Origin of the sequence: uncultured Psychroserpens sp. (genome assembly GCF_947503375.1) — a bacterium.
Taxonomy (GTDB): domain Bacteria; phylum Bacteroidota; class Bacteroidia; order Flavobacteriales; family Flavobacteriaceae; genus Psychroserpens.
Genome location: NZ_CANNDQ010000002.1, coordinates 462,786 through 482,200 on the forward strand (window position 1 = coordinate 462,786; position 19,415 = coordinate 482,200).

General features: G+C 32.8%; 24 protein-coding genes. 15 read left to right on the plus strand and 9 right to left on the minus strand.

Annotated features, from left to right (window positions below; genetic code table 11):
* The first annotated feature begins 20 nt into the window (after positions 1–20).
* Positions 21–749 (plus strand): nitroreductase family protein, encoded by a 729-nt coding sequence (locus Q0876_RS05450; protein ID WP_299224916.1) that lies wholly within the window; start codon positions 21–23, stop codon positions 747–749.
* On the opposite strand, the gene Q0876_RS05455 is transcribed toward Q0876_RS05450, so the two are convergent.
* The 5 genes from Q0876_RS05455 to Q0876_RS05475 form a co-directional block, all read right to left on the minus strand.
* The gene (locus tag Q0876_RS05455; RefSeq protein WP_299224918.1) at positions 750–3,170 is read right to left on the minus strand and encodes a protein-disulfide reductase DsbD; all 2,421 of its coding nucleotides are present in this window, start codon (positions 3,168–3,170) and stop codon (positions 750–752) included.
* A gap of 126 nt (positions 3,171–3,296) precedes the next feature.
* Positions 3,297–3,695: a rhodanese-like domain-containing protein gene (locus Q0876_RS05460; protein ID WP_299224920.1), complete on the minus strand. Its 399-nt coding sequence runs from the start codon at positions 3,693–3,695 to the stop codon at positions 3,297–3,299.
* A 12-nt stretch (positions 3,696–3,707) separates the two neighbouring features.
* Positions 3,708–4,022 (minus strand): rhodanese-like domain-containing protein, encoded by a 315-nt coding sequence (locus Q0876_RS05465; protein ID WP_299224921.1) that lies wholly within the window; start codon positions 4,020–4,022, stop codon positions 3,708–3,710.
* 123 nt (positions 4,023–4,145) lie between these two features.
* Positions 4,146–4,760, minus strand: coding sequence for a thioredoxin family protein (locus Q0876_RS05470; protein WP_299224923.1), 615 nt, complete (start codon positions 4,758–4,760; stop codon positions 4,146–4,148).
* A 9-nt stretch (positions 4,761–4,769) separates the two neighbouring features.
* A complete protein-coding gene (locus tag Q0876_RS05475; protein WP_299224925.1) occupies positions 4,770–5,303 on the minus strand; it encodes a TlpA disulfide reductase family protein in 534 nt (177 codons plus the stop codon).
* A gap of 102 nt (positions 5,304–5,405) precedes the next feature.
* On the opposite strand from Q0876_RS05475, the gene Q0876_RS05480 reads away from it, so the two are divergent.
* The 12 genes from Q0876_RS05480 (at position 5,406) to Q0876_RS05535 (ending at position 15,358) form a co-directional block, all read left to right on the plus strand.
* A complete protein-coding gene (locus Q0876_RS05480; RefSeq protein ID WP_299224927.1) occupies positions 5,406–5,864 on the plus strand; it encodes a MarR family transcriptional regulator in 459 nt (152 codons plus the stop codon).
* 29 nt (positions 5,865–5,893) lie between these two features.
* Positions 5,894–6,466 carry a YceI family protein gene (locus tag Q0876_RS05485; RefSeq protein ID WP_299224929.1) on the plus strand — a complete coding sequence of 191 codons (573 nt, stop codon included), beginning with the start codon at positions 5,894–5,896 and terminating at the stop codon, positions 6,464–6,466.
* A 265-nt stretch (positions 6,467–6,731) separates the two neighbouring features.
* Complete coding sequence (locus Q0876_RS05490; RefSeq protein ID WP_299224931.1) at positions 6,732–8,132, plus strand: anthranilate synthase component I family protein; 1,401 nt, start codon at positions 6,732–6,734, stop codon at positions 8,130–8,132.
* Positions 8,129–8,692 (plus strand): aminodeoxychorismate/anthranilate synthase component II, encoded by a 564-nt coding sequence (locus Q0876_RS05495; protein ID WP_299224933.1) that lies wholly within the window; start codon positions 8,129–8,131, stop codon positions 8,690–8,692. The genes Q0876_RS05490 and Q0876_RS05495 overlap by 4 nt, the downstream gene beginning before the upstream one ends.
* A 1-nt stretch (position 8,693) precedes the next feature.
* Entirely contained in the window at positions 8,694–9,686 is a 993-nt protein-coding gene (trpD, locus tag Q0876_RS05500; protein ID WP_299224935.1) for an anthranilate phosphoribosyltransferase, read from the plus strand.
* Complete coding sequence (gene trpC, locus Q0876_RS05505) at positions 9,686–10,471, plus strand: indole-3-glycerol phosphate synthase TrpC (RefSeq protein ID WP_299224937.1); 786 nt, start codon at positions 9,686–9,688, stop codon at positions 10,469–10,471. The genes trpD and trpC overlap by 1 nt, the downstream gene beginning before the upstream one ends.
* Positions 10,468–11,085, plus strand: a complete 618-nt coding sequence (locus Q0876_RS05510; RefSeq protein WP_299224939.1) for a phosphoribosylanthranilate isomerase — start codon at positions 10,468–10,470, stop codon at positions 11,083–11,085. The genes trpC and Q0876_RS05510 overlap by 4 nt, the downstream gene beginning before the upstream one ends.
* A complete protein-coding gene (gene trpB, locus Q0876_RS05515; RefSeq protein ID WP_299224941.1) occupies positions 11,075–12,256 on the plus strand; it encodes a tryptophan synthase subunit beta in 1,182 nt (393 codons plus the stop codon). The genes Q0876_RS05510 and trpB overlap by 11 nt, the downstream gene beginning before the upstream one ends.
* A gap of 1 nt (position 12,257) precedes the next feature.
* A complete protein-coding gene (gene trpA / locus Q0876_RS05520; RefSeq protein WP_299224943.1) occupies positions 12,258–13,022 on the plus strand; it encodes a tryptophan synthase subunit alpha in 765 nt (254 codons plus the stop codon).
* Positions 13,022–13,474 (plus strand): tRNA (cytidine(34)-2'-O)-methyltransferase, encoded by a 453-nt coding sequence (locus tag Q0876_RS05525; protein WP_299224945.1) that lies wholly within the window; start codon positions 13,022–13,024, stop codon positions 13,472–13,474. Before trpA ends, Q0876_RS05525 begins: the two co-directional genes overlap by 1 nt.
* A gap of 83 nt (positions 13,475–13,557) precedes the next feature.
* The gene (locus Q0876_RS05530; RefSeq protein WP_299224947.1) at positions 13,558–14,436 is read left to right on the plus strand and encodes an alpha/beta hydrolase-fold protein; all 879 of its coding nucleotides are present in this window, start codon (positions 13,558–13,560) and stop codon (positions 14,434–14,436) included.
* A gap of 7 nt (positions 14,437–14,443) precedes the next feature.
* Positions 14,444–15,358, plus strand: a complete 915-nt coding sequence (locus tag Q0876_RS05535) for a YitT family protein (protein WP_299224949.1) — start codon at positions 14,444–14,446, stop codon at positions 15,356–15,358.
* 3 nt (positions 15,359–15,361) lie between these two features.
* Here Q0876_RS05535 and Q0876_RS05540 read toward each other — a convergent pair whose 3' ends face one another.
* The 4 genes from Q0876_RS05540 to Q0876_RS05555 form a co-directional block, all read right to left on the minus strand.
* Positions 15,362–15,583: a VF530 family protein gene (locus Q0876_RS05540; RefSeq protein ID WP_299224951.1), complete on the minus strand. Its 222-nt coding sequence runs from the start codon at positions 15,581–15,583 to the stop codon at positions 15,362–15,364.
* A gap of 27 nt (positions 15,584–15,610) precedes the next feature.
* A complete protein-coding gene (locus Q0876_RS05545; RefSeq protein ID WP_299225177.1) occupies positions 15,611–15,724 on the minus strand; it encodes a DUF6500 family protein in 114 nt (37 codons plus the stop codon).
* Between the two features lie 74 nt (positions 15,725–15,798).
* The gene (locus Q0876_RS05550; protein ID WP_299224953.1) at positions 15,799–17,058 is read right to left on the minus strand and encodes a DEAD/DEAH box helicase; all 1,260 of its coding nucleotides are present in this window, start codon (positions 17,056–17,058) and stop codon (positions 15,799–15,801) included.
* A gap of 121 nt (positions 17,059–17,179) precedes the next feature.
* The gene (locus Q0876_RS05555; protein WP_299224955.1) at positions 17,180–17,974 is read right to left on the minus strand and encodes a tryptophan-rich sensory protein; all 795 of its coding nucleotides are present in this window, start codon (positions 17,972–17,974) and stop codon (positions 17,180–17,182) included.
* Positions 17,975–18,055: 81 nt separating this feature from the next.
* On the opposite strand from Q0876_RS05555, the gene Q0876_RS05560 reads away from it, so the two are divergent.
* A complete protein-coding gene (locus Q0876_RS05560) occupies positions 18,056–18,901 on the plus strand; it encodes a GNAT family N-acetyltransferase (RefSeq protein WP_299224957.1) in 846 nt (281 codons plus the stop codon).
* Positions 18,898–19,413 (plus strand): hypothetical protein, encoded by a 516-nt coding sequence (locus Q0876_RS05565; RefSeq protein WP_299224959.1) that lies wholly within the window; start codon positions 18,898–18,900, stop codon positions 19,411–19,413. Before Q0876_RS05560 ends, Q0876_RS05565 begins: the two co-directional genes overlap by 4 nt.
* Positions 19,414–19,415: the final 2 nt, after the last annotated feature.

Genomic DNA, 19,415 nt, shown 5'->3' on the forward strand with positions numbered 1-19,415 from the left:
TATTTACTTAATTTACATTCATGGAAAAAACAGTTTCTCAAGCTATAGCTTACAGGCGATCTACACGTATTTACAAAGACGAAGCCATAGATCCGGAAAAAGTAAAACAGTGCCTATACAATGCATCATTAGCACCAACCAGTAGCAATTTGCAGTTATGGGAATTTTATCACATTACCTCTAAAGAGGTTTTAAGTAAAATAGCTAGTGCTTGTTTCAATCAAAATGCAGCAAAAACGGCCCAACAATTAGTCGTTGTAGTCACTCGTAAAGATTTATGGCGTCAACGCGCTAATGCTAATATTGAATTTTTAAATAAAGTATTTGATAAACCTGATTTAGAACCTCGATTAGAAAAACGCAAAAAACAAGCTACAGATTATTACAAAAAATTGATTCCTACAATTTATTTTGATGTATTCGGAATTCTTGGTCTTATCAAATATTGGTGCTTTCAAATTGTAGGTTTATTTCGCCCGATTTACAGACAAACCCGCTTAAGTGATATGCGCATTGTAGCTCATAAAAGTGCTGGTCTAGCCGCAGAAAATTTTATGGTAAGTATGGCAGCTATAGGCTATGATACTTGTCCGATGGAAGGCAGTGACACTTTACGAGTGAAACAGATTTTAGGCTTACCTAGAGGCGCAGAGATCAATATGATTATAGGCTGTGGTATTAGAGATGATAACGGTATTTATGGCCCACGTTTTAGAGTCCCTTTTGAAAATGTTTATTATAAGGTTTGATTAGTTTTTAAAATTTTGCAATCCAACTTTCAGCCATTCAAGATACTCATCATCATTAGGTGTGTATGCTGTGGTGTGATTCAGCATTTTCATATCATGGTCTAACAACACATAAAACGGTTGAGAGTTGTTTTTAAAGTTAATGGTTTGCAAGGTTGCCCATTTATCTCCAATAGTTTTAATCTTCTTAACGTTTCCTGAAGGTTTTAAGTATTCAAACTTTTGATCTTCGGATAGTTCTTTTCGGTCATCAACATATAATGAGATGATCACGTAATTATCATTGAGCATATCAAACACCTTAGATTTACTCCAAACTTGTTCTTCCATCTTTCTACAATTAACACAAGCCCAACCTGTGAAATCTAACATAATTGGTTTGTTTTCTGTTTTAGCAGCAGCAATTCCTTCATCTAAATCTTTATAACAATTTAAGCCTAAAGGACACTCGGTATTTTTTTCATAAATACTATAAAATAAAGGCGGTGGAAAGCCACTCAATAATTTAAGGTTAGCATACTTGGTGTTTGTAAGGCCTGGTATTAAATAAATTACAAATACTACAGTGAGTAAACCTATTGCTATTCTTCCTTTACTTAATTTTTGTAAAGGACCATCGTGAGGAAACTTGATTTTCCCAAATAGATACAATACTAAACCAATACCAATAATAATCCAAAGGCCAATGAATATCTCACGCTTTAAAATTCCCCAGTGTTCTACCAAGTCAGCATTCGATAAGAATTTTAATGCCAAAGCCAATTCTATAAATCCAAGTACTACTTTTACAGTATTTAACCATCCACCAGATTTTGGTAGTGAGTTTAGCCATTTAGGAAACATTGCAAATAATGTAAATGGTAAAGCTAGAGCTAAACCAAACCCACTCATCCCTAAGGTTAACTGTGTTGCTCCTCCATCGGAAGTTAGAGAGCTTCCTAATAAAGTTCCTAAAATAGGTCCTGTACAAGAAAAGGAGACAATAGCCAAAGTAAGCGCCATAAAAAAAACACCTATTAGACCTCCTATCTTATTAGCTTTACTATCTAGAGCATTACTCCAAGAAGACGGCAACGTTAATTCATAATACCCAAAAAACGAGAATGCAAATGCAATAAATATGATGAAGAAAATAATATTTAATGTGACGTTTGTAGATACATTGTTTAAAATCTCAGGGTCTAACGAGTCTAGTAAATGAAATGGTAAACTAAGTAAGAAATAAATTAAGAAGATGAAGAAACCATACATTACAGAGTTAGCAATTCCTTTTTGATTATTACCTGCACTCTTAGTAAAAAAGGACACCGTTAATGGTATCATTGGAAATACACAAGGAGTTAACAAGGCTATAAGACCTCCTAAAAACCCTAATAGAAAGATTGTTAAATTACTTTTTTCTTCGACCTTCTCTTCTTCATATTGATCTTGACCTGTAACGTTTAAATCTAACGCTTCAGATTTTGCTTTATTTTTATCATCAATAACAGCATCTTTAACGTTATTTTGACTTCCATCTAAAGCAATATCAAATTGCTCCTCGCCATTGACACATTTCTCGTCGTTGCACACCATATACAATACATCAGAATTAATACGTGTAATGGTAGAATCATTAAGTTTGATTCGTTGAACAAACTGAGCTTTATCATTAAAATATTTGATATCTAATTCAAAAACCTTATCGAAAATAGGTTCTGCATTTGGTTCAGAGGTTTTACCTAACAAATCGTAGGTATTAGATACATTGGTATAAGAAAACTGTGTTGGGATTGGTCCTAAACCTTCATAGGCTTCTTGTGAATATAAATGCCACCCTTTATCTATAGTGGCATCGTATATGATATCGTATTCGGTTTCTGAGATTTTTTTAACTGAAGCCTTCCAAGTCACAGGCTGTAAAAACTGTGTTTTTTCACTAGGTTCAGCTCCAAAGATATTTTCAACGTTACTGTCTTTCTTATTTGATGGCTTGATAGTAAAAGTCAAATTAACGGTATCAGGAGGTAAACATTTGCTATCATCACATACCATAAACTCTACCTCACCTTCAATGAGAGATAGTTCTTCGTTAAGGATTTTTACACGTTGTCTAAATTCTGCTTTGTCTTCAAAAAACTTAATCTTCATTTGAAAAACTGGATCATCAACTACGTGCCCTTCTTCTTCAATAGTTTTACCTAATATTTCGAAATCAGTATTTGAAGTATAAGCAAACGTTGTTGGAATTGGTCCATCTTCAGGAACATTTTGTGCATACAAATGCCAACCGCTATCAATAGTTGCATTTGAAATTAGTATGTACTCACTATCTGATATTTTTTCAACTGAAGTTGTCCACATTACAGGCTCAAAAACTTGAGCGCTTAAAAATGATATAAAAAACAATGCACAAAAAAAGCTTAAAACTAAATGTTTCATAAGTTGATGTTAGGTCATTTAAGTCATGAATTGTCAAATTTATGATTTGCAATTCAATTATACCTATAAAAATTTCCTAAAATAGATAAGATCAAGTTGTAAGCTGTGACAGATCAGTAAAAGACATTAATCGAAAGTTTTCAACTCTAAGCCTTCAAATTTCCATTGTGTAATGCCGCCTTCTAGGTCATAAATCTTAACAAATCCAGCTGCTTGAAGTTTTTTTGAACATTTTGCGCTACGCCCTCCAGATTTACAATACAGAATAACTGGCTTTGTCTTGTCAAGTCTAGTGATGTCTTCATCAAAAGTAGGAGAATTGAAATCAATGTTTTGAGAATTATTAATAAAACCATGCTCATACTCTTCAGGTGTCCTTACGTCAACAATTTGTACATCTTCAAGTTCTAAAAGAGATTTCATCTCTTCAGGAGTGACTACTATAATTTCGGTTTGAGGATCATTTTTGCAACTTGCAAATAAGATTACAAAAACAATACTTAAGGCAATACTGATTTTTTTCATGTTTGATTGATTTTATGGATAAGAGACTTCACCTTGCCATTCGCTAAAGCCTCCTAATAGGTTGTATGTTTTTTCAAATCCGAGTTGATTCATTACAGCACATGCTTGCGAACTTCTTCCTCCAGCTTTGCAATACACATAATAAGTTTTAGATTTGTTTAATTGCTTTATTTCATCAACAAACCCTTGACCTTTGTAAATGTCAATATGAATTGCATTTGGAATAATACCTTCTTCAATCTCACTAAGTGTTCTAACATCTAAAATTGCTGCATTTTTATCTGCATTCAATTTTGAAGCCCATTCATTTTGTGATAAATCTGCCATAATTATCTTTAAAAAATATATACATCAAAAACCATGCTAATTTAGCATTTTCTTATGTTAAAGACGAAAAAAAGTCCGAAGTGTAACACTCCGGACTGTTAAAATTTATAGTTATTTGTCGATTTACACCTTAATCGAACAACCTATAGCTCTAGTTTTTGGTTCTTTTACTTCCTTACCAGCAAGTAATGCATCAACGGCATCTTCAACATATTTAATATTTACTGCTTTGGCATCTTTATAATTATCATCAATTGCACCAATGTATTTTACTTGATTCCCTTTTTTAGTACGCTCTAGTACATAAACATGTGGTGTTTTGGTAGCGCCATACTGAGGATATATTTTTTGACCTTCATCCATCAAATAAGGAAATGTAAACCCTTTAGCTTTAGCACGTGCTTGCATGGCTTCCATATTATCTCCTGGTTTAACATCTGTATTGTTTGGCATAATCGCAATTACAGGATACCCTTTGTCTGCATACTTTTTATTTAAAGCTTCTACTCTATCTTCATAAGCTACAGCGTAAGGACAAGTATTGCACGTAAATACTATTATAAAGCCCTTAGCTGTTTTATAGTCAGACAAAGACACCGTTTTACCGTCTATATTTTCTAATTCAAAATCTGTAGCAATATCACCAATATGATAGCCATGACCTCCTCCAAAGTTTGTAAAAGAAGATAATGCAACTATAGTAATTATTGCAAAAAATGTGTTTAATGCTTTTTTCATAAGTTCATATTATTTAAGGAATGGTTTAACTTCTCGTTCTAATTGCTCATAATCGAATGAGCGTTCGTAAAATTTTCGTTTGTTTTTATTAAATATTAGAGTTGCTGGAATCGCTCCAGTCCAATTTTGATTTACTTTCGGAATCCATGAGTTAGAATCTACATCATCTAAAGCTACAACTTTAGATTTTAGCCCTTTTTCTCTTATGTAAGGTTTAAGCTTAGATTCATACTTACTTGGAAAATCTAAGCTAACTAAAAGCACTTCAACATTCTTATTCTTGTAGTTTTTATTGAGTTGTTCAAAATAAGGAAGTTCTTTTATACAAGGTGCGCACCAGGTAGCCCAAAAATTAACAACATAGATTTTATCACCTGTAGTTGTTAAGAATTTTTGAAGTCCATCAAAGTCATAAACTTCAAGAGGAGAGTCTACAATCAATTCTTTTTCAACCTCAGCAACTTGTTGATCTTGTTCTTTTGTTGTGCCGTTATTATTGCAAGACACTAAAAGTAGTACACATATGATATACACATATTTCATGTTATAAAGTTATTAAACCTAATCATCCATTATAAAACTTTAACAAAGTTTTAGACAAACGGTAATTAATTTAATTTACATTTGTATATACAATTATTGTATATGAAAGAATTAAATTTAAAATTAAAAACCAAAGCAAAGTTGCCGTTATCAAGACAAACGGTAATTAATTTGTTTTTGACCAATAATTGGATAAAAAGTGAATTATTAAGTGTTTTAAAACCTCACGATTTGTCTATTGAACAATTTAATGTCATGCGAATACTGAGAGGCCAAAAAGGAAATCCTCTTAACCTTCAAGACATTCAAGAACGCATGGTTAATAAAATGAGTAATACCACAAGGTTGATTGATAAATTGATTAAGAAAGACTTTGTTAAACGTACAGAATGTAAACTCAACAGACGTAAGATAGAAATTTACATCACAGAAACCGGATTAGATAAACTAACAGAAATAGATCAAATTGTTAATGATACTGAAACTTATATCACCTCGAATTTATCAAAAAAAGAATTAGAACAATTAAACATTTTATTAAATAAACTAGAAAAACAATAACCCAAAACACAAACATTAAATAAAGAACAATGAAAAACAACATTTTAAAAACTGGACTTATTTTAGTATTAGCAACCTCTATTGCGTCATTTTCTACAATTTCAGAAAAGAAAGTAAAAGTTAAAGAAAGTAATATTACCTGGAAAGGTCATAAGGTTACTGGTTCACACGAAGGAACTATTAACCTTAGTGAAGGGGTTTTAATATTTGAAGGCGATCAACTAGCTGGAGGTCATTTCACCATAGATATGACAACGATCAACGTTACTGATCTAGAAGCTGGTAGCGGAAAAGAAAAATTAGAAGGTCATTTAAAATCTGATGATTTCTTTGGCGTTAATAACCATAAGAAAGCAACCTTCCATATCACTAATGTAAAAGGAGAAAATAGCGCTTATAAAGTTTCTGGCGACTTAACTATAAAAGGAAAAACAAATCCTGTAGTTCTAGACATGGTAATAGACGAAAATACGGCTTCAGCAAAGTTTAAAGTTGATAGAACAAAATTTGATATAAGATATGGATCAGCAAGTTTTTTCGACAATTTAAAAGACAAAGCCATCTATGATGAATTTGATCTAAATGTTAATTTAACTTTTTAAAGTTACAGAAGTTGATTAATAGCAACATTTAGACAAGGAGATTCCCATTAATTTGGGAATCTTTTTTATTTTAGTTGAATAAATTTGAAAACTTAAAATTTCATCTTTATATTTGAACTTTATAATAACAATGAACACAAATTTAAATCATACTTGGTGGTGGATATCTCGAAACTCAAACTTCGTGAACTAACGCTATAGTATATTTAAAATAAAATATAAAAAAGGCTTGTCATTCACGACAAGCCTTTTTTAATAACAACAAATGAAAACATTCAGTCTATATACACATTACAAAAAGATATTAGCAGATACCATCACACCAGTGAGTATTTACTTAAAAATTAGAGATAAATACCCAAATAGCATTCTGTTAGAGAGTAGCGATTATCACACTAACGATAATAGCTTCTCATATATCTGCTTTAATCCTATAGCTTCAATTCAAGTAGACGAGAATATTATAGAGCAAGGTTATCCTGACGGAAGCTCAAAAAAGAACTATACAAAAAAAGTGTCGGTAACCGACGAAATTCATAAGTTCACAAAGCGATTTAAGGTTAATTCAGATGAGAACTTTAAATTTATTAACAACGGTATTTTTGGCTACACAGCTTATGATGCTGTAAAATATTTTGAAGATGTACAGATAAACAAAAAACCCAATTCAATTGAAATTCCAGACATCTACTATGCAGTATACCAGAATATAATTGCCATCAATCACTTCAAAAATGAAGCCTATATTTTTGCACACTGTTTTGAAACTGAAAATAATATCGATGAAGTATTACAACTCATCAATTCGAAAAATTTTGCATCTTATAATTTCAAAACCAATTCTGAAATTTCTTCAAATCTCTCTGATGATGATTATAAAAATCAAGTAGAAATAGCTAAAAAACATTGTGCCAGAGGAGATGTGTTTCAATTGGTTTTGTCAAAAAAATTCTCTCAAAATTTTAAAGGTGACGAGTTTAATGTCTATAGAGCTTTACGAAGTATAAACCCTTCTCCTTACCTATTTTATTTTGATTATGGTAATTTTAAAATCTTTGGAAGCTCTCCTGAAGCGCAATTGGTAGTTAATAAAGGTCAAGCCGAAATTCATCCTATTGCAGGAACCTTCAGAAGAACAGGTAACGATGAAGCCGATCAAAAACTGGCTAAAAAACTAGCTGAAGATGACAAAGAAAATTCTGAACATGTTATGTTAGTTGATCTTGCAAGAAACGACTTAAGTAGACATGGAAGCGAAGTAAAAGTGGAAACCTATAGAGAAGCTCAATTTTTCTCACATGTGATTCATTTAGTAAGTAAAGTAACCGGAAAAGTACATTGCAAAACACCAACCATTCAAGTAGTAGCAGATACATTTCCTGCCGGAACTTTGAGTGGCGCACCGAAACACAAAGCCATGCAACTTATAGAAGCGTATGAAAAAACAAACAGAGCATTTTATGGTGGTGCCATTGGCTTCATGGACTTTCAAGGTAACTATAACCATGCGATCATGATTAGAACCTTCTTAAGTAAAAATCATACACTGCACTGGCAAGCAGGTGCTGGATTGGTTTCAAAGTCAAATCCTGAGAACGAATTACAAGAAGTATATAATAAACTAGGTGCTTTAACCAAAGCGATCAAACTAGCCGAAGACATATGAATGTATTAGTAATAGATAACTACGATAGTTTTACATACAATTTGGTTCATTATTTAGAAGATCTAGACTGTAATGTCACTGTAAAACGCAATGACAAGCTAACCCTTGAAGACGTAAAGCACTTTGAAAAGATCGTACTTTCGCCAGGCCCAGGTATTCCAGATGAAGCCGGTCTTCTTAAGTCCATTATAAAGACCTACGCAGCTACCAAAAGTATTTTAGGAGTTTGTTTAGGACAGCAAGCCATTGGAGAAGTTTTTGGAGGCACACTTGTAAATTTAGATAAAGTCTATCATGGTGTTGCCACAAAAGTGAAAATTAGTGTGGATGATGAAGCCCTATTCAAAAACATGGATAAAGAGATAGAAGTTGGACGCTATCATTCATGGGTTGTAGATGCAAAGCTTCCTGAACAACTTGAAGCTACTTCCTTTGATGATAACGGGCAAGTTATGTCGTTGAGACATAGAATTTATGATGTTAGAGCCGTTCAATATCACCCTGAGTCGGTATTAACTCCAAATGGAAAACAAATTTTAGAAAATTGGATCAATAGTTAATATGAAAGATGTACTAAATAGATTAATTAACCATGAGAGCATCTCAAGTGAAGAAGCTAAAAATGTCTTAGTTCATATTTCTGAAGGCAAATACAATCAAAGTCAGATAGCGTCTTTTTTAACCATTTACATGATGCGTAGCATTACGCTTGAAGAATTACAAGGCTTTCGAGACGCACTGTTAGAATTATGTATTCCTGTTGACTTATCCGATTTCAATGCGATAGACCTATGCGGAACTGGAGGGGATGGAAAAGACACGTTTAATATTTCTACACTAGCATCATTTGTTACTGCTGGAGCTGGTATTAAAGTCGCAAAACACGGTAATTACGGTGTGTCTTCAGCATCTGGATCATCTAATGTAATGGAAACTTTAGGTGTAAAATTCACCAATAGCGAAGCGCAATTAAAACACACAATAGACCAAGCTGGAATATGTATCATGCATGCGCCTTTATTTCATCCAGCAATGAAAAATGTAGCACCAATAAGAAGAGCACTTGGTGTTAAAACATTTTTTAATATGTTGGGCCCAATGGTTAATCCGGCTTTCCCTAAAAATCAAATGGTAGGCGTATTTAACTTAGAACTTCAACGCATATACGGGTATTTATATCAAAATACGAATAAGAATTACAGCATCGTTCATGCTTTAGATGGCTATGATGAAATTTCTTTGACCGGAAACACGAAAATTATTTCTAATTCCTCAGAAACCATGTTGAGCCCTTCAGATTTAGGCTTAAACACCGTAGAAGAATCTGAAATTTTTGGTGGTGCAACTGTTAAGGAAGCCGCTAAGATTTTCAAAAAAATCATTAATGGCGAAGGTTCAAAAGCACAAAACAATGTGGTGTGTGCCAATGCAGGTTTAGCAATAGCTACTGCAAATCAAATAACACATCTAGAAGGATTCAATCTCGCTAAAGAAAGTTTAAAAAGCGGTAAGGCTAAAGCAAGTTTAGAGAAGTTAATCGCATTGAACAATTAATGGATATACTAACTAAAATAGTAACCGATAAACGTGTAGAAGTAAATCTTCGTAAACAGCTTATTCCTATAAAGCAGCTGGAAAGGTCTGTATTATTTTCACGAGATACTACATCATTATCAATGCGATTGAGATCTAGCACTACTGGTATTATTGCAGAACACAAACGTCGCTCACCTTCAAAACAAGTCATTAATCATAACCTAAATGTTTTTGATGTTGCCAAAGGTTATGAAGATGCTGGTGTTTGCGGAATGTCTGTACTTACCAATGGGAAATATTTCGGCGGAAGCTTAGATGATCTTCTGTTAGCACGTTCAAATTGCAGCTTACCAATACTAAGAAAAGAATTCATTATTGATGAATATCAAATACTAGAAGCTAAAGCTTTTGGTGCAGATGCAATCTTACTAATTGCTGCTATATTATCTACTAAAGCCATTGAACAATTCTCATTACTTGCTAAGCAATTACACTTAGACGTTTTACTTGAAGTACATAATGCGCAAGAGCTCAAAGAATCAATCATGCCTTCTATTGATATGTTGGGCGTAAACAATAGAAACTTGAAAACTTTTGAAGTAAGTTTAGAAATAAGCAAACAATTAAGTGAGTTCATACCAAACGATTTTGTGAAAGTTTCTGAAAGTGGTATCAGCAATATACAAGCAATTAAAGCATTACAAGCTTATGGTTATCAAGGATTTTTGATTGGTGAAAATTTTATGAAAACCGATAATGCAGGTAAAAGTGCAGCACAATTTATAAATAGCTTGACAAAATGAAACTGAAAGTTTGTGGTATGAAATATAAAGACAATATTAATGAAGTTGCTCAATTACAACCAGATTATTTGGGCTTTATATTTTATGAGAAATCAAAACGGTATTTTGAGAGTCAAATTCCACAACTACCTAAATCAATAAAAAAAGTAGGTGTATTTGTAAACGCTGAAATTGATCATATTATAGCAATGATTAACAAACACAGCTTGAATACAATCCAACTTCATGGCCAAGAAACTCCAAAGTTATGCAAGTATCTACAAGAAAATGGCATTGGAGTTATCAAAGTATTCAGTATAAACAATAATTTCAACTTTTCAGTTTTAAAGCCTTATGAGGATGTTTGTGATTACTTTTTATTTGATACCAAAGGAGAATTACCAGGAGGTAACGGATACACTTTCAATTGGGATATTTTAAATAACTACCCATCCTCTAAACCCTTTTTTTTAAGTGGCGGAATTGGGCTTAATGAGATTAAAAAATTAAAGGATTTCAAAAAAAATGAAGCTTCAAAATACTGTTACGCCATTGATGTTAACAGTCAATTTGAAATAAAGCCTGGCTATAAAAATACAAATGAACTAGAAAAGCTTAGACAACATGGGTTATAATATTAACGAAAAAGGGTATTACGGAGAATTTGGAGGCGCTTACATCCCAGAAATGCTATATCCAAATATAGAAGAGTTACAGCTGAATTATCTTCAAATTATGGCTGAACCATCATTCAAAGCTGAATTTGATCAACTCTTAAAAGACTATGTTGGACGTCCTTCTCCACTCTACTTTGCTAAACGCTTAAGCAAAAAATACAATACTAAAATTTACCTCAAACGTGAAGATTTAAATCACACTGGCGCACATAAAATAAACAATACAATCGGTCAAATATTAATGGCACAACGCTTAGGTAAAACTAGAATCATAGCAGAAACTGGTGCAGGACAACATGGTGTAGCTACAGCAACCGTTTGTGCTTTAATGAATATGAAATGCATCATATACATGGGAGAAATAGATATTGCTCGTCAGGCACCTAATGTTGCACGTATGAAAATGTTAGGCGCTGAAGTAAGGCCAGCTCTCTCAGGTAGTCGAACTTTAAAAGACGCTACCAACGAAGCCATTCGTGATTGGATTAATAATCCTGTAGATACCCATTATATTATTGGGAGTGTTGTTGGTCCTCATCCTTATCCAGATATGGTAGCCCGTTTTCAAGCTGTTATTTCAGAAGAAATTCAATGGCAACTCAAAAATAAAGAAGGTACTACAAAACCAAACTATGTTATTGCTTGTGTTGGTGGTGGCAGTAATGCTGCAGGAGCTTTTTATCATTATTTAGAAGATATAAATGTTAATTTAATTGCTGTTGAAGCAGCTGGTAAAGGTATCAACTCTGGTAAAAGTGCGGCCACATCTGTTCTAGGGCGAGAAGGCATTATTCATGGAAGCAAAACGCTATTAATGCAAACAAATGATGGCCAAATTACTGAACCTTATTCTATTTCAGCTGGCTTAGACTATCCTGGCGTAGGCCCGATGCATGCACATTTATATACGTCTGGACGTGCCGAATTTATATCTATTACAGATGATGAAGCGATGACTGCTGGTTTAGAATTGAGTCAGCTTGAAGGTATTATTCCTGCTATAGAAACCTCACATTCATTGGCCATTTTTAATCATAAACAATTTAAAACAGATGATATTATTGTGATCAATCTATCAGGTAGAGGTGATAAAGATTTACAAAACTATATTGACTATTTCAAAATATAAAATGAATAGAATAAACCAAAAATTACAAGAAGACAAGAAGCTTCTATCAATATATTTTTCTGCTGGTTATCCAAATTTAAACGACACGGTAAGCATTATTCAAGACCTTGAAAAAAACGGTGTTGATATGATTGAAATAGGCTTACCTTTTAGTGATCCTCTAGCAGATGGTCCTACCATACAAGAAAGTTCTACAAAAGCACTAAGCAACGGAATGACAACCGAAATACTGTTTGACCAATTAAAAGGTATTCGTCAAAATGTGACTATACCTCTAATTATTATGGGTTATTTCAATCCAATCCTTCAATATGGAGTTGAAAAATTTTGTAAAACATGTAAAGTAATTGGAATTGATGGTCTTATTATTCCAGATTTACCAATTGATGTATACAACGAGCAGTATAGATCAATATTTGAAGCCTATGGGTTAATAAATATATTTTTGATTACACCACAAACTTCTATTAAGCGCATACAGTTTATTGATTCTATTTCAAATGGATTTATTTATATGGTAAGCTCTGCAGGTGTCACAGGAAGCAGTTCTGGGTTTCGAGAAAAACAAACTACTTATTTTAAACGTATCGCAGACATGAAATTGAAAAATCCCCAAATTGTAGGTTTTGGTATTTCTAATAATGAAACTTTCACACAAGCAACTGCATATACAAAAGGTGCTATTATAGGCAGTGCATTCATAAAACATCTGACTAAAGAAGGCATAAATTCAATATCAAACTTCACTAACTCTATTCTTAATTAATGGCTCTTAATATCGTTTTATTTGAACCCGAAATTCCAAATAACACTGGTAATATTGGCAGATTGGCATTGGCCTCTGGATCTAAATTACATCTAGTCAAACCTTTTGGCTTCGAATTGAATGATAGCAGATTAAAACGCGCAGGTTTAGATTATTGGCAACATTTAGACGTCACTATATACGACTCAATCGATGCTTTTTTTGATCATCATTACGATAAGAAATTTGCTTTCTTTTCTAGTCATGGTCATAAACTATATTGGAAAATCCCATTTAAAAATGATATGTTCTTGATCTTCGGAAAAGAATCTGTTGGTCTTCCAAAGCATTTGATTAAAACCTATAAAGAGCAACTTTATAAAATACCTTTGCATAACGAACATATTAGAAGTTTAAATCTCTCCAATGCTGTAAGCATAGTGGTTTATGAAGGCTTAAGACAATTGACATGATTTTCGTTTTTAAATTGTAATGTATAGGTTTAATCTTCTATTATTTAATATCTTTGATAGGACTTAAAATACTATTTTCATTGATGAAAAGACTAATATTTACGTTTACGCTTATATCGTTATTAAATATCAATGCGCAAAGTAAAGTTTTAGAAAGTCTTTCAATGACAAGTAAACTACTGAATACTGAAATAAATTATTCGGTGTATTTGCCTAATGGTTTTGACGACTCAAAAAACACCTATCCTATTGTATACCTTCTTAATGGATTTACTGGTGATGAAACCGATTGGGTCAAACATGGAGAACTACAAACTGTGGCAGACCAACTTATTGAAAATGGAAAAGTCCTACCAATGGTTATCGTTATGCCAGATGGTGATGATCGTTTGTATATGAACAAAGATGACAACACCTATCCATATGAAGATATGCTTATAACTGAGTTTCTTCCTTTCATAGAAAACAAGTATCGTGTTAAAGACCATAAGAAGTATAGAGGAATAGCTGGATTATCAATGGGAGGTGCAGGTAGTTTAAGACTAGCATTGAAATATCATGAGCTATTTGGAGTATGCGCTGGATTTAGTGCTGGTATCTCAACTGAAGAAGAAATTATGTCTGAGTCATCAGATAGCTTCGACTCATATTTTGGACGACTTTCACCATCTATCATTGGCTCTAAAGGCAAAGATAGAATTACTGAAACCTATAAAGACTATGATGTGCTTCACTTAGTGAATACTAAAGCTGCTAAACTTTTAAAGACAGTAAAAATATACTTTGATTGTGGTGACGATGATTTTTTAACCGTAGGTAATGCGCAATTACATATTGATCTAACAAAAAAGGAAATCCCTCATGAATATCGTGTGAGAGACGGTAAGCATACTTGGGAATTTTGGAAAGATTCTTTGCATAATGGACTCATATTCATAAGCAATACTATGCTTAATAATTGATATAGCTATGATTACAAAACGAACCAAGTACTACAAATTAATTTCTGAATATTTTCAAGTTTTTTTAGGAATTGTTTTGGCAAGTATTGGCTTAAAAGCCTTCTTACTACCTAATGGTTTTTTAGATGGAGGCGTTACAGGCGTTTCACTATTAATCAAAACTTTTGTAGATGTCAATATTTCTTATTTATTGATTATTTTCAGTATTCCTTTTTTGATTTTGGGTTATTACACAGTTTCAAAGCGCATTATTGTTAAATCTATTATTAGTATTTTGGGACTGGCTTTATTTATTCATTTTGAAAATTTTGAAACCATTACAGATGACAAACTATTAATTTCAATTTTTGGTGGTTTATTTCTAGGCTCAGGAATTGGTATTTCTATTCGGAATGGCTCTGTTCTTGATGGTTCAGAAATTTTAGGTGTGTTCGTCAATGATAGATTTGGTATTAGTATAGGCAAAGTTATACTCTTGTTTAATGTAATTCTATTTACTATTACAGCATTTTTAATTTCTGTTGAAGTTGCTTTATACTCGATACTTACTTATATCGTTACAGCAAAAGTAACTGACTTGGTTATTGAAGGGTTTGAAGATTTTATAGGTGTTACTATTGTTTCAAAAGAATATGAGACAATTAAACTTGCTATCATAAAAGACCTTGGTGCAGGAATGACCATTTATAAAGGTAAAAAAGGATTTGGTAGTAAAGGCGAAATGCAAGATTTTGATATTATTCACACCATTATAAATCGTATTGATATTAAAAAAATCTACAGAATAGTCTCTCGTATTGATGATGAAGCCTTTATTGTTGAGTTTGACGTTAACAGTGTTAAAGGTGGTGTTTTACGACGCTATTTAAATAGAAAAAAAGACAAAAAATTAGCTAAAATTATCGCTGAACAAAATCTGTGATATTCATCTGTTTTTAAGCATATTTAAATACAACGCTTCAACCTTTGTTCTTGCCCAAGGTGTTCGTCTTAAAAATTTTAAACTTGATTTCACAGATGGATCATGAGTAAAACATCTAATATTAATTTGGTATGCCATATACTCCCAACCGTAATGAGCTTGCAAATCAGTAATGATTTGTTCTAACTTAATACCATGAAGCGGGTTATTCTTTTGAGTTTCCATTACAGCTGTTGAATCATTTTCCTAATCTTAACTGCTTTTTTCAAAATGACTCAATTGATGAGTTTCAATCCACCAAGTCGCAACTTCAATTAGCTCCTCTGGATCATCATTATTGTTTTTAAAAAAGGCATAAAAAGAAATATTTACTGGTCTGCTTTTTGAGCAATTTTTTTATCACAAACCTCTAGTATTTTATATTTTAAACCAATGGTCATTTAGTTGCGTCTATCACCACGACGTCTTGTATTATTTCGTTTATTCTGATTCTTACCAGATCGATTAGATTTTGAATGCTGTCGTTGTCTATTCTGACCAGGTTTAACAGGTTCAGTTGAAGCATTTGGATCTGGTTCAAAACCTTCAATGATCTCTATCTCAATTTTTTCACCAATTAGTTTTTCTATAGACCTTAAATAGCTTGTTTCATCAGCACTAACCAAAGATAATGCTTGTCCGTTGGCTCCAGCTCTACCTGTTCTACCAATTCTGTGTACATAATCTTCAGAAATATTAGGCAATTCAAAATTTACTACATGTGGTAACAATGGTATGTCTAATCCCCTAGCTGCTATATCTGTTGCAACTAAAACACGTACTTTTCCGCTTTTAAAACCAGCCAAAGCTTTGGTTCTTGCACCTTGGCTTTTATTACCATGAATAGCAGCAGCACTTATACCTGCAGAAAGCATTTTTTTTGTTAGTTTATTAGCGCCATGTTTTGTTCTAGTAAATACTAAAACTTGTTTCCAATTTCCTTCAGAGATTAATTTAATAATTAAGCCCGTTTTTTTATTCTTAGCAACACGATATACTTTTTGAGAAATGGCATCAACAGTAGAATTCTCTGGCGTGGCTTCAACTTGTACTGGTTGGTTGAGGATTCCATTAGCTAATTTTCTTATATCTTTAGAAAAGGTTGCCGAGAACATCAAATTTTGTCGCTTATCTGGCATTAGTTTCATAATGCGTTCAATGTCTCTTAAAAACCCCATATCTAGCATACGATCGGCTTCATCTAGTACAAATACCTCTACGCGTTTTATAGACAATAAATTTTGATTATGTAAGTCGAGTAAACGTCCAGGAGTAGCAATTAACACGTCAATACCTCTTCGTAATGTTGCTACCTGAGGTTTCTGATTAACACCTCCAAAAATGACGGTACTACTAATATTTAAAAACTCGCTGTAATCCTTCACACTTTCATACACTTGAGCTGCTAACTCTCTTGTTGGCGTTAAAATAAGTGCACGAATGGGTCTAAATTTTTGCTTAGGATTTTCTGATAAATAATGCAGTAAAGGTAAGGTGAAACCTGCGGTTTTCCCTGTTCCAGTTTGTGCAGATGCAAGAACATCGCGACCTTCTAAAACTGGAGGAATGGCTTTTTCTTGAATTGGACTTGGTTCTGTATATCCTTTTTTACTAATTGCTTTTAGTAAGGCATCAGATAAGCCTAAAGATTGAAATGACATATAAATTAGTTGGCGAATGATCGTCTAACTTATAGTACCATTCTTTTATTGATTGCAAAGGTACAGTTAATTTATTCGACAGTCTATCTTTGCTAGAAAAAGTATGATCGTTTTTTATGAATCATTTCTTTTTAGTCATTAGTTTTATAAAAGGATTTGTTTTCAAGTTCTTTAATCCGTGAATACAACTGCTCAAAACTAATACTCCTGCTGTGGCAAAAGCACTTGCAGCCACAACAGTTTCAGTTTCATGGTTAGCAATGCCAATGGCTACTAGAGCCCAAGCGCCAACGAGTGCAAATTCACGCATGTTTCGCTTCCAAGTGATGGCAAGATTAACGAATGTAGCAACGCAAATCATTAGTACTGTCCAAATTACTGGTGACAAACCAAACCCATTCCAATCTATTTTCACTAAATAAGCAGAAACATTAGCTATACTAGCAACAGCTATCCAACCACTATATATAACAAATGGCCACCATAAAAATAAAGTAACCGATATTGGCGCATGCCATAATTCCATGCGATTGTTCCAAACGATCTTAAGTAATGAGACCAAAACCATAAAAATAAATATACATGACCAACCTGTGTACCCATAAATCCAACTAAAAACCCATAAACTATTAGCTACACAAGATAAAATGAACCACCATCCAATCTTTAAAACAAAATCATCATCTCTTACCTTTACAAATAAACTTCTTCCTTGATAGATTATAAAACCTAATAATAACAAATAGATTAATCCCCAAATTGCAAAAGCATAACTGGCAGGTGTAAATAACGTCTTTAAACCTCCAGATACTTCACCTATTGTTGTGTTATTCATCACACCAGTATTTGATAAATAATTAATAGTTATCGTTGAACCCAATGCAATTCCATTCCCAATTTGTAAGCTTTTTTTCATTATTCTCTATTGATTTTATTTCTAAAAGATAATATTTCTTTTTTACTAACTTAGTCATATCAATTGTATTAATATCTCAAAATGAATATAAAGACTCTTAATGGTGTTAGTGATACAGAACTTTTAGAAGTCTTCAATTTAGCATTCTCAGATTATTTTATACCATTGCAATTAACACTAGATCAGTTTCAATCTAAGTTAAAGGCAGATCAAACAAAGCTAGACCTATCTGTTGGCGCATTCGAAAACGAAAAACTTATTGGTTTTATTTTACATGGAAAAGCCAAGTTGAATTGTAAATCTGTAATTTACAATGGAGCTACAGGTGTCATACCTGAAAAAAGAGGGCGTAAACTCACTCAGCGCATGTATGACTTCATCCTACCAATACTGAGAGCTAAAAGCTTTGATCATCTACTCTTGGAGGTCATTTCCGAAAATCATCCTGCTATAAAATCCTATGAAAATGTAGGCTATTATTCAGAAAGAAGGTTAATCTGTTTCAAAGGAGAACTTTCAATTGCACCAATCGAGACAATTTTTAATATTCGAGAAATTTCCGACTATAACTGGTCGGTAATGCAATCGTTTTGGGATGTATTACCCTCTTGGCAAAATTCTAGACAAAGCATCGAGCAGTTAAAAATACAGCATAAACTTATAGGTGCTTACTCTAACAATGAACTTATAGGATATCTGATTTACCACCCAAAAACTAAACGCATGCAACAACTAGCTGTTTGCAAAGAATATAGAAATAAAGATGTTGCTAAAGCTCTAGTTACCTATTTAAGTGAAAATTATGACAAAAACCTTTCAATTATAAACGTTGATGAAACCTCAAAATCGGCAATTAATTTTTTAACTGGTATTGGACTCAAGCCTTTTATTACTCAATTAGAAATGAAATTAAAATTAAAATCATGAAACCTCTTATTTTTCTACTATTTTTTTACTTAGCAATTAATTCAAACGCTCAAAACAAACCAGTTTCAGATACTTTGGCTGTAAATAGTATTGATGGTATTCTAACAGAAATGCTAAATATTATTTCTGGTGAAGAAGGAAAAAAGAGAGACTGGGAAGCTTTTAAGAATTTATTTCTTCCTACTGCTACATTTACGGTATTCTCAAATGATAAAAACTATGACATCCCAATACAGACAGCAAATCTTGAGGACTTCATTGAGTCGATGAAAGATGTGTATTACGATAGAGGGTTTGAGGAATACGAATTAGGTAAGGTAGTTGAAGAGTATAATGGATTGGCTAGTGTATTTCAAAGTTTTTATGGTAAAGATTCTGAAGGCACAGAAGAACGAGGAATTAATAGCTATCATTTGATCAATCATAAAGGCAGATGGTGGATCGCTAATATGGTATGGACCTTTGAATCTGAAGACTATAAAATTCCAGAAAAATACTTACAAAAAAATTAGTT

What these genes read in the sequence shown, in the direction of transcription:
- trpC (WP_299224937.1), top strand. Translation starts at nt 9,686, where the DNA reads ATGGATATACTAACTAAAATAGTAACCGATAAACGTGTAGAAGTAAAT.
- Q0876_RS05535 (WP_299224949.1), top strand. Translation starts at nt 14,444, where the DNA reads ATGATTACAAAACGAACCAAGTACTACAAATTAATTTCTGAATATTTT.
- Q0876_RS05560 (WP_299224957.1), top strand. Translation starts at nt 18,056, where the DNA reads ATGAATATAAAGACTCTTAATGGTGTTAGTGATACAGAACTTTTAGAA.
- Q0876_RS05495 (WP_299224933.1), top strand. Translation starts at nt 8,129, where the DNA reads ATGAATGTATTAGTAATAGATAACTACGATAGTTTTACATACAATTTG.
- Q0876_RS05475 (WP_299224925.1), bottom strand. Translation starts at nt 5,303, where the DNA reads ATGAAATATGTGTATATCATATGTGTACTACTTTTAGTGTCTTGCAAT.
- Q0876_RS05460 (WP_299224920.1), bottom strand. Translation starts at nt 3,695, where the DNA reads ATGAAAAAAATCAGTATTGCCTTAAGTATTGTTTTTGTAATCTTATTT.
- Q0876_RS05455 (WP_299224918.1), bottom strand. Translation starts at nt 3,170, where the DNA reads ATGAAACATTTAGTTTTAAGCTTTTTTTGTGCATTGTTTTTTATATCA.
- Q0876_RS05465 (WP_299224921.1), bottom strand. Translation starts at nt 4,022, where the DNA reads ATGGCAGATTTATCACAAAATGAATGGGCTTCAAAATTGAATGCAGAT.
- trpD (WP_299224935.1), top strand. Translation starts at nt 8,694, where the DNA reads ATGAAAGATGTACTAAATAGATTAATTAACCATGAGAGCATCTCAAGT.
- Q0876_RS05480 (WP_299224927.1), top strand. Translation starts at nt 5,406, where the DNA reads ATGAAAGAATTAAATTTAAAATTAAAAACCAAAGCAAAGTTGCCGTTA.
- Q0876_RS05550 (WP_299224953.1), bottom strand. Translation starts at nt 17,058, where the DNA reads ATGTCATTTCAATCTTTAGGCTTATCTGATGCCTTACTAAAAGCAATT.
- Q0876_RS05530 (WP_299224947.1), top strand. Translation starts at nt 13,558, where the DNA reads ATGAAAAGACTAATATTTACGTTTACGCTTATATCGTTATTAAATATC.
- Q0876_RS05525 (WP_299224945.1), top strand. Translation starts at nt 13,022, where the DNA reads ATGGCTCTTAATATCGTTTTATTTGAACCCGAAATTCCAAATAACACT.
- Q0876_RS05490 (WP_299224931.1), top strand. Translation starts at nt 6,732, where the DNA reads ATGAAAACATTCAGTCTATATACACATTACAAAAAGATATTAGCAGAT.
- trpB (WP_299224941.1), top strand. Translation starts at nt 11,075, where the DNA reads ATGGGTTATAATATTAACGAAAAAGGGTATTACGGAGAATTTGGAGGC.
- Q0876_RS05450 (WP_299224916.1), top strand. Translation starts at nt 21, where the DNA reads ATGGAAAAAACAGTTTCTCAAGCTATAGCTTACAGGCGATCTACACGT.
- Q0876_RS05540 (WP_299224951.1), bottom strand. Translation starts at nt 15,583, where the DNA reads ATGGAAACTCAAAAGAATAACCCGCTTCATGGTATTAAGTTAGAACAA.
- Q0876_RS05565 (WP_299224959.1), top strand. Translation starts at nt 18,898, where the DNA reads ATGAAACCTCTTATTTTTCTACTATTTTTTTACTTAGCAATTAATTCA.
- Q0876_RS05470 (WP_299224923.1), bottom strand. Translation starts at nt 4,760, where the DNA reads ATGAAAAAAGCATTAAACACATTTTTTGCAATAATTACTATAGTTGCA.
- Q0876_RS05555 (WP_299224955.1), bottom strand. Translation starts at nt 17,974, where the DNA reads ATGAAAAAAAGCTTACAAATTGGGAATGGAATTGCATTGGGTTCAACG.
- Q0876_RS05510 (WP_299224939.1), top strand. Translation starts at nt 10,468, where the DNA reads ATGAAACTGAAAGTTTGTGGTATGAAATATAAAGACAATATTAATGAA.
- Q0876_RS05485 (WP_299224929.1), top strand. Translation starts at nt 5,894, where the DNA reads ATGAAAAACAACATTTTAAAAACTGGACTTATTTTAGTATTAGCAACC.
- trpA (WP_299224943.1), top strand. Translation starts at nt 12,258, where the DNA reads ATGAATAGAATAAACCAAAAATTACAAGAAGACAAGAAGCTTCTATCA.